Source organism: uncultured Sphingomonas sp., assembly GCF_937859915.1.
Classification (GTDB): domain Bacteria; phylum Pseudomonadota; class Alphaproteobacteria; order Sphingomonadales; family Sphingomonadaceae; genus Solisphingomonas.
The window spans coordinates 36704-49669 of record NZ_CALMAW010000052.1; the positions used below are offsets into that span (position 1 = coordinate 36704).

A 12966-nucleotide genomic window follows, 5' to 3' on the forward strand; every position below is an offset into this window, starting at 1 on the left:
CCTCCCCGGCGGTGGCGGCACCGCTGCTGATGATGGTGTTCCAAACGGCGACGACCGGGCCCGTCGTCAACCCTTGCACGACGGGGCATGCGCATTCGGTCCAGATCCTCGATCTCAAGCGCGAGATCTCGCAGGCCCCCGGGCTTCAGCCGATGCTGACCGAATGCCTCGTATCCGACCATACGGCGGCCAAGGCGACGTCGACCGACATGACGGTCGCCGTGTATCGCACGCTCGGCCCGCGCCATACCGCGATCAAGCCGGTCGTGCCGCAGGGTGCGGGGCATTTCGAGCTCGTCGTATTGTCCAGCCCGACCGCGGGTAATGAGGCTGAGTACAACCGTTGGTACGACCATGAGCATATCGACGGGGTGCTGGGCAACCCGGGCTTCCTGGCCGGACAGCGGTATGAGATCGTCGCGTCGGACAGTCCCGCCGGCTATCCGCTTCCGCGTTACGCCGCGACCTACCGCTTCCGGTCGATGGATTGGCGAGCCAGCATGACCGAGATCCGTCGGCGGCTCTCGACGGGAGAAGTGCGCTCCAGTCCAACGTTCGACGTCAAAACCGGCGTCAATCGCTATTATGAGCTGCGTCAGTAGCTATCGCGTGGCCGGGCTTCGGCGATCCGGTCCGATCCGATTAAGCGCACGCGACCGGCGGAGTAGCTTCTAGTAGCGGTCGTACGACGGTTGCCCTGGGCTCGCTCGGCAGGGAAGAAGGTCAGAACGTCTGAGAGAGCGGAAGGACATGCTCGCGCGTGAGCGGCGCAAGCGGCATCGCGGTTGCTTCCGCGTGACTAACCCACACTGCTTCCTCGATTTCCGACTGCGTCTTGGGGGTATGCCGAACTCGTATGTGGTAGACCTCCGCCTCGACGACAAAGTCCCGTTCGTTCGCCGCCGCCGCCGAAAATCGACCAAGGTGGCGAAACTCTTCATCGGCAAGCGACAGTCCGATCTCTTCGGTCAGCTCGCGTCGAAGCGCCGAAAGAGCGTGCTCGCCATTTTCGATCTTGCCCCCGGCCTGCATGAACCATCGTGTCCCGGTTTTCCGGACAAGCAGCAGCCGTCCAGCCCCATCGTCAATCAGTGCCGCCGCTATGCGGATTGTGCGATTGGCTTCTTGCTCCATCCTGACATGGTAACAGGCGGGCAAGCCGGTTCAACGAGAGCCTACCAAACGATGCTCCCCGGGCCTCATAGAAGGATCCGCCAGACAGCTTCGCGGCCGCAGCGACCCACAAGGCGACATTCTGGTCGGCATGCCCGCTACCGGACTCCAGTCGTTCCTTACTATGCGTCGTCGTCGCGCTTTCGGAGACATGGCTGATCTTGCGGCTTGATGCGCGAGACTATCGCGCGGGCGAACGATGAAGGATCACGTGACGAGACCGCAGCCGGCGTCGACCTCCCAGAGGCCGGCGCCGGTCGCGGTCGCATCAGAACTCCGCGGTCACCCCGAAGGTGAAGGTGCGGCCGCTGGTCGTGTAGACTTCGGTGCGGTTGGCGGCGAGGTCGGCGAACTGCTCGATCGCCTGGTTGGTGATGTTGATCGCGTCGACCACCACACGCAGGCGCGGAGTAAGGTTGTAATGCGCCTGCGCGTCGACGTTGTTGGTCGCGCGGATGCCGTCGCCGACGTTGCCGCCACTGCCCGCGCTGGTCAGATAACGGCTGCGATAGGCGGTCGAGATCCGCGCCCCCCAGCGGTCCGTGTCGTAATAGAGCGTCGCGTTGGCCGCCCATTTCGAGAGGTTGAACAGCGGGATGCGATAGGTGACGCCGTTGATGATCGCGGACTGATGGCCGTCGAACCAGGTCCCGTTGGCGCTGATCCCGAAATGACGGAGAACGCCGGGCAGGAAGGTGAAATCGTGCTGGATCGCGGCCTCGACACCCTTGATGTCGGCGCCCGGGCCGTTGATCGGCTGGCTGACGTCGAAAATCGTGTTGGCGTCCTCGCCCTGGATCAGCAGCGACAGCGGCAGCCCGGTCTGGCTGTACGGCTCCTCCTTGGTCGTCGTCGTCGTGAAGCTGTCCATATGCTTGTAGAAGAAGCCCAGCGACGCGAAGCCGGCACGGTCCATATAATATTCGAGCGAGCCCTCGACCGATGTCGCCTTATAGGGCTTGAGGAAGGGATTGCCGAAGCTGACGCTGCCGCCGTTGGGGCGGGTGGTGAGGGTGCCGGCGGCGGCGAGGTCGGCCAGCGCGGGGCGGTTGACGTTGCGGTTGGCGCTGACCCGCAGCAACAGGTCGTGCGTCAGGCTGAGCGCGATATTGGCCGCGGGTAGCCAGCCATGGCTGTTGCTCTTCACCGCGACCGGATCGAGCACGGTGGCGGCGTTCACCGTGGTGGCGAGATGGCCGGACGAGATCAGGTCGGTCGAATAATAGCGGACGCCCGCATTGGCGCGGAACCGCATTCCGAAAATGTAGGTGTCGAGGTCATATTGCGCGTAACCGCTCCATGTCTCTTCGTCGACGCGATAGTCGCTGCCAGCGGTCAGATATTTGGCGGAGAGATCGCGGGGATCGCCGATGTAGCTGTACACGCCGTCGACATTGCCGACGATGTAGGGGATCTGCGTATCCGCGCCGATCACCTGCTTCAGGCTGTCGGGGATCGCGGTGTCGGCCGGGATGTTGTGGAAGACCTTGTTGTTGTAGGTATAGGCGCTGTTGATGAAGTGCTTATATTCGCCGCCGACCTCGATATGGGAACTGCCGCTAAGCTTGTAGTCAGCGTTGATCTTGCCATTCGCATATTGCGTCGTGATCGCATTCTCCTGCGTGTCGAGCCGCTGGAGATTCCACTGGTCGGGATCGGTCAGGTCGAAGCCGTAGCTGTTGACGGGCTCGTTCGGCAGGTTGTTGAAGCTGAAGGCGTGATTTTTCGATTCCAGGAACACCTTGTCGAACACGGGTTGGCGGAAATTAGACTGTTCATAGCCCCCGAGCGCGCTGACTTTGAGCCGATCGGTCGGCTGCCAGCTGGCATTGGCGACACCCTGGTAGAAATCGGTGTGGTTCTCGATGATGTGCTGCTCGCTGCGCTGGTCGACGCCTGTGTAGCTCGCCGCCTCGAGCGTATTGCCGACGATCGTGGCTGACTGGATCACCTGCGTGCCGCCGATCGGGCTACCGGTCAGCGCGTTGGTGCCCGCGGCCGCGATCGCATAATCGTCGCGTCGATCCCACAGCCGGCCATAGAGACCGTCGAGGTCGAGCTTGAAGTTGCTCCCAGGATGATATTGCAGCGCCGTCGTCACCCCCAGGCGGCGACGGTCGGTGGTCCAGGTCGACGGCGATTCCGCCTGCGGCGCGTAGATCGTACCTGACTCCAGTAGGGCTGCGGTCTTGGGGTCGATGTTGGGCCCGACATTGGCGGGGTTGTATTTGACCTGGCCCCAGCCCCAGTTGCGATAGCCATATTCGTTGCTCTTGATCTGCGAATACGCGACCGAGACGAGCGCACCGACGTCGCCCCAGCGATCGGACGCCAGCGCCACGACGCGCGGCGTGACGCCGCTGGTGTTGGTGTTGGTCTGCCCCTGGGCCGATACGACGAACTTGGCGCCCGGATAATCGAAGGGCTTGGCGGTGTAGAGCTGCACGGTGCCGGCGATGCCGCCTTCGTCCTGATCGGCCGCATAGGATTTCTGCACCGACACGCGGTTGAACAGCTCGGAGGCGAACAGGCTGAAGTCGAACGCGCGGGTGCGGCTGACGCCGCCCCGGTTGTCCATCCCGGACGCCGTGTTGCCGAGCACCTCCATGCCGTTGAGCTGCGTCCGCGTGAAATCGGGGCCTAGCCCGCGCAGCGTGATCTGCCGCCCTTCGCCGCTGTCGCGAGTGATCGTGACGCCCGGAATGCGCTGCAGCGACTCCGCAAGATTGAGATCGGGGAAGGAGGCGATGTCCTGCGCGAGGATGTCGTCCTCCGAGCCGACCGCGTTGCGCTTATAGTCCTCGGCGAGCCGCAGGCTCTCGCGATAGCCCGAGACGACGATCTCGTCGGGCACGCCCGGCGTCTCACCCGACGCCGGGCCGATGCCGGCGCTGGCTTCCGCCGCCGCTGCTGCCTGCTCGACCGGCGCGCGACGGCGCGGAATAGGGCCCGGCCGCAGCACCGCGACCGCGCCGTCGATCGATGGCTGCAGCCCGGTGCCCCGCAGCAGCAGCGCGAGCGCGTCGCGCACGCTGTGCGTGCCGGTGACGCCGCCGGTGCGCTTGCCCTCGGCGGCGGCGGGCGCGATCACCAGTTGGACGCCGGTTGCGCGCGAGAAGGCCGAGATGCCGTCGCGCAGGTCGCCGACGGGAATTGCGAACGCCTGCTCGCGCGCAAAAGCGGTGGATGGCGCCTGCGCCGCAGCCGGTGCCATGCCCGTACCGGCGGCCAGGGCCGCCGCGAAGCTGATCGTACACAAGAGATGATGGCGTCGCATGAAGTCCCTCCGTTCGGCCGCAACCCCCGCGGCCCTCGAACGGAAGACGGAGCGCCGTCCGGATTAGGACAAAATAGTTTTGTTATGATTCACAGTCAGTTGAATGTCATTTTCGTGACGAAAGCGAAACCTTTAGCAGTCAGTCGCTTATCGCGCGAAGCCGCAGCCGATCACCTTCGGGAACCACGGAGAAACCGTAAGCCGCGCCGATCGCCGCGAGCAATTGCCCCGGATCGTCGAGCTTGAAACGGCCGCCGATCGGCAGCGCGGCAAGCGCGGATGGCGGCGCGACGACCAGCGGGCCGCCGCCACGATTTAGTGCGTCGACCAGATCGCCGAGCCGCATCCCCTCGGTGTCGAGCCAGCCCTGGCGCCAATCCTGCTGCGCAGGATCGAAGCGCGTCGGCGAGCCGACAGTGCCGTCGCGATACCGCGACCGCCAGCCGGCGCGCACCACCACGCCCGACGAAGGCGACGCCGTATCCGCGAACCGCACCGCGCCACGATAGACGCCGAGCTCGACTTGGCCGTTCGTCCGCTCGAGATCGAAGGCGGTGCCGAGCACGCGCGCGGTGACTCCCCCGATCTCCACCGCGAACGGGCGCTTCGCGTCGTGCGCGACGTCGAAATAGGCCTCCCCCTGCGCCAGCGTGACATGGCGTTGCGCGGGAGCGAACGTGACGTCGAGGCTGGTGGCACCGTTGAGGCGGATCCTCGTCCCGTCGACGAGCGCGACCGCGAGCTGCTGGCCGCGCGCGGTCTGATAATGCCATGTTATGGCGCCACTCCCATCCCACCAGCGGCCGAGCCCGATCGCGAAGACGAGCGCGAGCGCCCCCGCGGACCCCAGCGCGCGCCGCCGCCTGGCACGCATCGCGCGCACCTCGTCGTTCGACAGCCGCGCGAAGCCCGCCATCGTCGCGAGCGCCTCGGCCAACGCCAGATCGTTCAACAGGTCGACGCGCGTCGGCGGTCTTGCGGTGGCGGTCATGGGCGCTGCCCCATCCCCAACCCACGTCGCTCGAGCGCATGGCGCAGATCGGCCACTGCGCGCGACACATGTTTGTCGACCGCGGCGCGGCTGAGCCCGAGATCGGTCGCGATCGCGGCCGCCGCGTCGCCGTCGAGCCGCTGGCGCATGAACACCTCGCGGCGCAGCGCCGGCATCCGGCGCAGCGCCTGCACCAGCACCTCGACGCGCTCACGATAGGCGAGGATCTCGTCGGCGCGCGGCTGGGGACAGGCGATCTCGTCGACCAGTTCGGCATGGAGCGGCGCCGACCGGCGGCGGCGCAACTGGTCGCGGATCAGGTTGCGCGCGACGGTGAAGCAGAAGGCACCGACGTCGGCGATGCTACGCGTGCGACGATAATCGTAGAGGCGCAGATAGGTTTCCTGCACCAGATCCTCGCTCTCAACGGGGTCGCGCAGCCTCGCCTCGATGAATCGCTGCAGCGAGAGCCGCAGATCCACCTCGCCCGCGACGCGTTCGCGGCGGCCGACCAGCGGCACCATTTCGGTCATCGGGACATGCCCGAGGCGCGATGCGTCGCCGGCTTGGTCATCACGCTTCCCACCCTCCCAAGTCGGTCCGGGTCTAGAAAGCGATCATGAAGCCTGCGTGACAAACGGGCTGGTGCGCGGCGCGTCGATCGGCCACCACCACGCCGCCCTGGGAGGAGAGGTCATGGTGCGTACGCCGTCCGTCACGTTGATCGCAGGGCTGCTACTCGCGCTGGCCGCATGGCCGGCGATCGCGGCCGAGCGCCCGCAGTTCAGCATCGGCGCGATCGCCGACTGCCAATATGCCGCGGAGCCCGATGCAAGCCCGCGGCTCTACGGCACCGCCCCCGGCAAGCTCGCCGCTGCTGTGGCCGATTTCAACAATCAGAAGCTTGCCTTCGTCGTCCAGCTCGGCGACTTCATCGATCGCGACTGGACGAGCTTCGACACGCTGCTGCCGATCGCACAGCGGCTTCGCCATCGCTGGCGCTTCGTGCTCGGCAATCATGATTTCGCGGTGGCCGAGGATCGCAAGCTCGCCGTGCCCGCCAGGCTGGGGATGCCGGCGCGCTATTACAGCTTCGTCGAGCATGGCTGGATGTTCGTCGTCACCGACGGCAATGGCCTGAGCAGCTACGGCTGGCCTGCGGGAAGCGCCAACGACATCCGCAGCCACGCCGTCCATGCCTGCCTCTATCCCGCTGCACCGCTCTGGGACGGCGGCATCGACGAGGCGCAGATGGACTGGATCGAGGCGCGGTTGGTCGAGGCCGATCAACGCGGTCTGAAGGTGATGATGCTCAGCCATTTCCCGGTCTATCCCGCCAATCCGCACAATCTGTGGAACGCCGACGCGGTGACCGCGATGCTGGCGCGGCACCCGTCGGTGAAGCTGTGGCTCGACGGCCATAACCACGATGGCAATTACGGCATCCGCGACGGCATCCACTATGTGAACCTCAAGGCGATGCTCGATACGAGCGAGACCGCCTATGCGCGTCTCGACGTCTTCGCCGATCGCGTCGAACTCCGCGGCTTCGGCCGGCAGCCGAGTATGACGCTTCCGCTTCGTTAGTGCCCGTCCTCAAGGGCATCTACGGGGCGCCTGACCACCTATGTGCCGTTCATATTTTCCTCGACAGGACAGGATCCAAGACGCGGCACCAATGCATCGGCGTCGAACACGCACTGAGCTATTGGACCGCACGAAAATTGGCAAACACCTCGACCCAGAACCAGACGTTCAGCCCCCTACCGCGCTTCTAAGCTTCAAGCATTGGTTCATCCAGTAGAGGAGGCGACTATGCGTCCAATTCTCGATACCTTACGTCAACAGCGTCGGCACCGCCTGGCGGCCGAGCGGTTCGAGGCCAATTGTACGCCAAAGCGCCCGCTTGTGCTGCGCGACGCGTCGCAATAGGTGGCGTGCGAAAGCGCCGGCCGCCGCGTCGCGAGCCCGACCAGTCGCGTCTTGACCACCGCGGTCGGGCACGGCGGTCGGCATGGCGGTCGCGATCCGAGAGCAGCCGCGCCGTAGCGGCGCGCGTCCGATCCGGCTGCCGTCGAAGCGGCGGCTGCGGGCATGACCGACGGTGCGTGTGCGCGCCGCGGCAGCCACCACTTTGCCGATATATCGGCGTCCCTTCTTCCCAACGCGCGACCGGATGCGACCAATGTGCGGTTCGAACTCGCCCTCACCCATGGCGTGTGGACCTTCCGCAGAAACCCTGTGGAACACCTACCCGCATCTGGCGGGCCACCTGCCAAAATGCTTGCGGCGCCTGCTCCGCGATCCTCTTGGGCGCCCACAAAAACGATGCGCAGACAGGACCTTGGCAGACCCTGGGAAGGTCTGCCTGTTTCGATAGGCCGCCTTCGAGCGGCACGACCGAGAACGAGCCCATCGCAGCGACGCGCTGCGCATCAGTCGCGCTTCGTTGACGATCCACCGAGAAGCGGAGCGGCGGCGGCAAGCCTGCGCGATACGAACTCCGTGAAGAGCCGGACCCGTGCTGTCTTGCGCGTCTCTCCCTGAGTGAGAATCCAGAGCGTCCCATACAGGTGCATATCCGTGCCCGGCACTCTGGCCAGCATCGGGTCGGCATCTCCGACGAAACATGGGAGCGTCCCGATCCCAAGCCCTTGCCGTATGGCGACGATCTGTGCCGCGGCGTCGGAGGTCCTGAAGGGAATTGCAGTGGTGTGGACTTCGCCCGCGACGGCCCAATCCGGAATGCCGTGCATGCTGATGACGATCCACCGCATGGGATCCTGCCCGCCCGCGCGCCATGCATCCAGTCGATCGCGGGACATGTAGACGCCGCCGAACACTTCGGGACCCTTTATGCCATGAAGATTGAGCGGCAGCGTCTTGCGATCATAGACGACGCGTATCGCCACGTCGGCCTCTCGGTTGGTCAGGTTCGCCAGCTCGCCGGTCGTCAGAATATCCATTTCGATGTCAGGATGCAGCCGCGCGAAATCGGTGAAGTCCGGGACGAGCAGATGGGTCGCGAGGATCGGTGTCAGCGTCACCCGCAGGACCCCGCGCACGCTCTGGTCGCGTCCGATCACGCGCGTTTCCAACTTGTGCGACAACGTTTCCATTTCTCTTGCGAGTTCGAGGACCTCCCCGCCAGCTTCGGTCAAACGGTAACCCGAGGGCAGCTTTTCGAACATCTGCGCCCCGAGGCGCTGCTCGAGCTGGGCGATGCGGCGCAGCACCGTCGCGTGATTTACGCCGAGGCGCTTGGCGGCGGCCCGCACCGAGCCTTCCTGTGCGGCGGCAAGGAAGTAACGAACGTCATCCCAGTCGATCATGGTGCATTCCCGCGCCGCAAGTCTTCTCTGCGGATCCTGTGCTCTAGCATGCCGAGCTTCTATTGCCACGGCCCGCGCTGCATTGTCCGGCGACCCGGATTGTTTTCGCACCACCAATGTGCGTGCTTCCGCACTCGCCGAGCGAATTTGACGGCCCCATGTTGCGGCTCACCGGGGGCCTCCCGGCAGATGAGATATCCGAAGCGGCGACACGGGAACGAGCGACATGACCAGATTGAATGGAAAGACTGCGGTGATCACCGGTGGCGCGACCGGTATTGGCTTGGCCGCGGCGAAGCGCTTCATCGAGGAAGGCGCGTTCGTCTTCATCTTCGGCCGCCGGCAGGACGCGCTCGACGCGGCTGTGGCCGTGCTCGGGTCGAATGCCCGTGCGGTGACGGGCTCGGTCTCCGATGAGACCGACCTCGACCGCCTTTACGCAGCGGTGAAAGCGGAGCGCGGGACGCTCGATATTGTCTTCGCCAATGCCGGGGTAGGAAGCCAGCTGAAGCTCGGCGAGATCACCGCCGCACACATCGACGAGACCTTCGACGTTAATGTGAAGGGTACGATCTTCACGGTTCAGAAGGCGCTCCCGCTGATGCCCAAGGGCGGCTCGATCATCCTGACCGGGTCGAGTGCCGGTACCACCGGCGCGCCGGCGTTCACCGCCTACAGCGCAAGCAAGGCGGCCGTTCGCAACCTCGCGCGGACCTGGGCGGAGGACCTCAAGGGCACCGGCATACGGGTGAACGTGCTGTCACCCGGGGCGATAGCAACCGAACTCGCGACGGCGGCGCTCGGCAAGGAGGGCCTGAAGGCCTACGGCGCGATGACCGCCCTCCAGCGCATGGGCGATCCGACGGAACTCGGGGCAGCCGCCGCCTTCCTCGCGTCGTCGGACAGCAGCTTCATGACCGGCAGCGAAGTCGCCGTCGACGGCGGCCTCGCGCAGCTCTGACCTCGACACGGTCCGCGCCGGATCCACACGCACATCAAAGGACGAAGACCATGAGAAAGCTGGAAGGCAAAATTGCCGTCATCACGGGCGGAAGCAGCGGGATCGGGTTGGCCACGGCCAAGCGGTTCGTCGAAGAAGGCGCGCACGTCGTGATCACCGGACGACGGGAGCAGGCGTTGGCACAGGCCGCAGCCGCTATCGGGGAAAACGTCACCACGGTCGTCGGCGACGTGTCCCGGCTGGACGATCTGGACCGGCTCTACGCCATCGTGAAGGAGAAGCACGGCCATCTCGACATTCTCTTCGCGAATGCGGGCGCGGGAACGGTCGCGCCGCTCGAGACGGCGTCCGAAGCCCATTTCGACCAGACCTTCGGTGTCAACGTGAAGGGGCTGTTCTTTACGGTTCAGAAGGCGCTTCCGCTCTTTAAGAACGGCGGCGCGATCATCCTGACCTCGTCGGTCTCCAATATCATGGGATTGCCGGCCTTCAGCGCTTATGCCGCGAGCAAGGCTGCAGTGCGCAGCTTTGCGCGCGCCTGGACGCTGGAACTGAAGGATCGCAAAATCCGCGTTAATTCCATGAGCCCCGGCCCCATCGATACCCCGGCCCTCGCAACCACGACGGGTCTCACCCCCGAGCAGGCCGAGCAGGCGGCCGCTCAGTTCTCGTCGCAGATCCCGATGGGTCGCAGGGGCGAACCAGAGGAAATCGCGGCGGCCGTCTTGTTCCTGGCATCCGACGAGAGCTCGTTCATCACCGGCGTCGATCTCGCAGTCGATGGCGGCATGGCCCAGGTCTGACCCGACTCAAGCACATCAGAAAGTCTACCATGGGCATCGAGACAAACATTCAAATCGTGAAGGACTTCTTCGCCGCGATCGGGAGCCGCGACGAGGATGGTCTGATGGCTCTGGTGGCCGAGGACATCGAATGGATCATCCCGGGCGAAAGCTGGCCACTGGCGGGGACGCATCGCGGCCACGCCGGCGTGGCGGAGGTGCATCGCAAGGCCTTGGAGGCGGTGGAAACGACCTATCCCAAGCCGCCGGAATTCATCGCGCAGAGAGACCGGGTGATCGTCGTCGGCGTCGCGACGGGGACGATCAAGGCTACAGGAAAGCGGTTCAAAGACGAATGGATTTTCGACATCATCGTCCGCGAGGGCAAGGTGACGCGCATCCAGGAATATATCGACACGCAGGCCTTGGCGCGAGCCTCGCGGATGGACGACCAATCGAAAGGAGATTTCTGTGAACGATGAATCCAAAATCGCAGAGTTGATCCGGTTCGCGCACGTCGGGCCGGGCTCGACCGTCATCGATGTCTACCCCGGCGACGGCGACTGGACGCGCCGTTTCTCCGACATCGTCGGTCCGGAGGGGCATATCTACAGCTTCGTGCCTGCCGAAGTCGCCCACTTCGAGAGTGATCCGTTCGGAAAAATGCAGGCGCTTTCGAAAGAGCCGGGCCGGGCGAATGTCGAAGCCGTTTCGGCGGACCTGATCGCGATGGCCGACGTCACGCAACCGGTCGATGTCGTGTGGGTACACCTGTTCTACCACGATCTGCACACCAAGCTGATCGAGGCCAGGGGTGCCACAGCCGCCCGCTTCAACCACGCGGTCTTGGAGCGGCTCACGCCCGGCGGCGCCTATATCATCGTCGATCACGCCGCCACAGACGGAACGGGCACGAACGACGCGCAATCGCTGCATCGGATCGATCCTGCCGCCGTCCGCGAGGAGGTGGAGACGGCCGGCTTCGTGCTCACCGCAGAGACCGACATCCTCGCGAACAGTGGCGACACGCATTCGGTCAAGGTGTTCGACCCCGCGGTCAAGGGCCATACCGATCGCTTCGCGTTCCGGTTCGTGAAGCGCTAATGGGACCTCGCCGCATCCGAAAGTCCACCCCCCTCTACGACGGCTTTGCTTAGTCGCCGCGCGACACTAAACCCATAACCAGCACTTGGCCGCGGGATTCCCGCTTCCCAACTGCGGTCACACGTCGACGTTGGGCGAGGCGGTTCGGAGCACTCTGGCGTGGCAAGATGCGCCCGGACCGCCGCGGCACGCGTTGATGCCGTAGGAGAAAAGCGATGACCGGCCCGACCGCAGTACAGCTTGGCGTCCAACGGTCTGCAGAGATGGCCGCGGTGTTTATGATCGGGGACGGACTGCTGGGTTTGCTCCAACCAAGGCGTCATGTGGAACTCTGGCGATCGGACGTCAGCGCAGTGGACCTTCTCGTGCGCCCCTTTGCCGGCTACCCGGCACGCCGACGGGCGTATGGGTTACTACAGGTTGGCATGGGTTTGGTTCTTGCGTCGGCGCTGAAGCGTCGCAAAGCAGACCTATATGCTGCACGACCCTAGGCGCGCCTCGATCTGACTGAGGACGGACCATCTAATTGGCGCACGATCCGTCCACCGTTCACATCGCGCAACCGGTCAATGCAGGACAGGGCTCAGCATGGGATTAACTGACCTCTGGCCAGTTGCCGGCGAGAGGAATGGGGGGATGCGATCAATACGGACCTATCTTATTCGTTTTCAGCAGACCGGACAGCGCAGTCTTGCAGGTTTGTCCGCCGTTGCGACCGTCTTGTAGAGCGCGACCTTAATCGAGACGGCGCGACACGTGGCAAGGCGTCGCTCAGCTGATCCCTTCCCGGCGCGTCCACGCCACGCCTTGCGGCGCCCGACGTCTGCCATCCCTCTGCGATCAGGTGACGGCGGTTTGAATTTTCGCCAAGCGAGCCTTACGCTTCGCGCACATCCTCGAGAAATCTGTCAACGCGCCTAGTGAGACTGCGCGACGTCGCAGACAACAGCGTCGCCGCGGATTGCACCTGGTTTGCACCCGCTGCTGCGGCTTGCGCCGTATCGCTGATCGCTGCCACATTGCGATGAATCTCGTGACTGGCCTCGGAGGCCTGGATCGCGCCTTCGGCGATTCCGTGCGTCATCATCTGCTGCGTTTCGACCGTCGCGTCGACCGTGCGCGACATGTTGGCGACGCTGACGACGACCTGCTCGATACCACCCTGTCCCTCGACGACGTCGATCGCAGCCTTTCGCACCTCCCCTACATGATGCGATATCCGCGTCGCGGCCTCGCGCGTCTGCCCAGCCAGGTCCCGGACTTCGTGAGCGACGACCGAGAAACCGCGACCGGCATCGCCTGCCCGCGCCGCTTCAGCAGCCGCGCGGTGGTGGCGAGGTCGAAGG

At 64.8% G+C, this 12966-nt stretch carries 13 protein-coding genes; 6 read left to right on the forward strand and 7 right to left on the reverse strand.

What is annotated here, in order from left to right; all coding sequences use genetic code 11:
- Positions 1-11 precede the first annotated feature (11 nt).
- The gene (locus Q0326_RS07185) at positions 12-602 is read left to right on the forward strand and encodes a DUF4286 family protein (protein WP_298688627.1); all 591 of its coding nucleotides are present in this window, start codon (positions 12-14) and stop codon (positions 600-602) included.
- A gap of 121 nt (positions 603-723) precedes the next feature.
- Here Q0326_RS07185 and Q0326_RS07190 read toward each other — a convergent pair whose 3' ends face one another.
- The 4 genes from Q0326_RS07190 to Q0326_RS07205 all read right to left on the reverse strand — a co-directional run bounded on the left by Q0326_RS07190 (position 724) and on the right by Q0326_RS07205 (position 5974).
- On the reverse strand, positions 724-1134 hold the full coding sequence (locus Q0326_RS07190; protein ID WP_298688629.1) for an NUDIX domain-containing protein: 411 nt from the start codon (positions 1132-1134) through the stop codon (positions 724-726).
- A gap of 307 nt (positions 1135-1441) precedes the next feature.
- A complete protein-coding gene (locus Q0326_RS07195; protein ID WP_298688631.1) occupies positions 1442-4450 on the reverse strand; it encodes a TonB-dependent receptor in 3009 nt (1002 codons plus the stop codon).
- Between the two features lie 139 nt (positions 4451-4589).
- On the reverse strand, positions 4590-5441 hold the full coding sequence (locus tag Q0326_RS07200) for a FecR domain-containing protein (RefSeq protein ID WP_298688633.1): 852 nt from the start codon (positions 5439-5441) through the stop codon (positions 4590-4592).
- Positions 5438-5974: a sigma-70 family RNA polymerase sigma factor gene (locus Q0326_RS07205; protein ID WP_298688635.1), complete on the reverse strand. Its 537-nt coding sequence runs from the start codon at positions 5972-5974 to the stop codon at positions 5438-5440. The genes Q0326_RS07200 and Q0326_RS07205 overlap by 4 nt, the downstream gene beginning before the upstream one ends.
- Positions 5975-6137: 163 nt before the next feature.
- On the opposite strand from Q0326_RS07205, the gene Q0326_RS07210 reads away from it, so the two are divergent.
- Entirely contained in the window at positions 6138-7028 is an 891-nt protein-coding gene (locus tag Q0326_RS07210; RefSeq protein WP_298688637.1) for a metallophosphoesterase, read from the forward strand.
- Positions 7029-7277: 249 nt separating this feature from the next.
- On the opposite strand, the gene Q0326_RS07215 is transcribed toward Q0326_RS07210, so the two are convergent.
- Positions 7278-7655 (reverse strand): hypothetical protein, encoded by a 378-nt coding sequence (locus tag Q0326_RS07215; protein ID WP_298688639.1) that lies wholly within the window; start codon positions 7653-7655, stop codon positions 7278-7280.
- A gap of 221 nt (positions 7656-7876) precedes the next feature.
- Positions 7877-8773 (reverse strand): LysR family transcriptional regulator, encoded by an 897-nt coding sequence (locus Q0326_RS07220; protein WP_298688641.1) that lies wholly within the window; start codon positions 8771-8773, stop codon positions 7877-7879.
- A gap of 226 nt (positions 8774-8999) precedes the next feature.
- Here Q0326_RS07220 and Q0326_RS07225 point away from each other — a divergent pair, with 226 nt between their 5' ends.
- From Q0326_RS07225 to Q0326_RS07240, 4 genes are read left to right on the forward strand one after another with little or no spacing between them, the layout of a single operon-like run.
- On the forward strand, positions 9000-9734 hold the full coding sequence (locus Q0326_RS07225; RefSeq protein WP_298688643.1) for an SDR family oxidoreductase: 735 nt from the start codon (positions 9000-9002) through the stop codon (positions 9732-9734).
- A 50-nt stretch (positions 9735-9784) separates the two neighbouring features.
- Positions 9785-10537 carry a glucose 1-dehydrogenase gene (locus Q0326_RS07230; RefSeq protein ID WP_298688645.1) on the forward strand — a complete coding sequence of 251 codons (753 nt, stop codon included), beginning with the start codon at positions 9785-9787 and terminating at the stop codon, positions 10535-10537.
- A 29-nt stretch (positions 10538-10566) separates the two neighbouring features.
- Complete coding sequence (locus Q0326_RS07235) at positions 10567-10998, forward strand: nuclear transport factor 2 family protein (RefSeq protein WP_298688647.1); 432 nt, start codon at positions 10567-10569, stop codon at positions 10996-10998.
- Positions 10988-11620: a methyltransferase gene (locus Q0326_RS07240; RefSeq protein ID WP_298688648.1), complete on the forward strand. Its 633-nt coding sequence runs from the start codon at positions 10988-10990 to the stop codon at positions 11618-11620. The genes Q0326_RS07235 and Q0326_RS07240 overlap by 11 nt, the downstream gene beginning before the upstream one ends.
- Before the next feature lie 877 nt (positions 11621-12497).
- Here Q0326_RS07240 and Q0326_RS07245 read toward each other — a convergent pair.
- A partial coding sequence (locus tag Q0326_RS07245) for a methyl-accepting chemotaxis protein (protein WP_298688650.1) occupies positions 12498-12966 on the reverse strand: 469 nt, incomplete at its 5' end.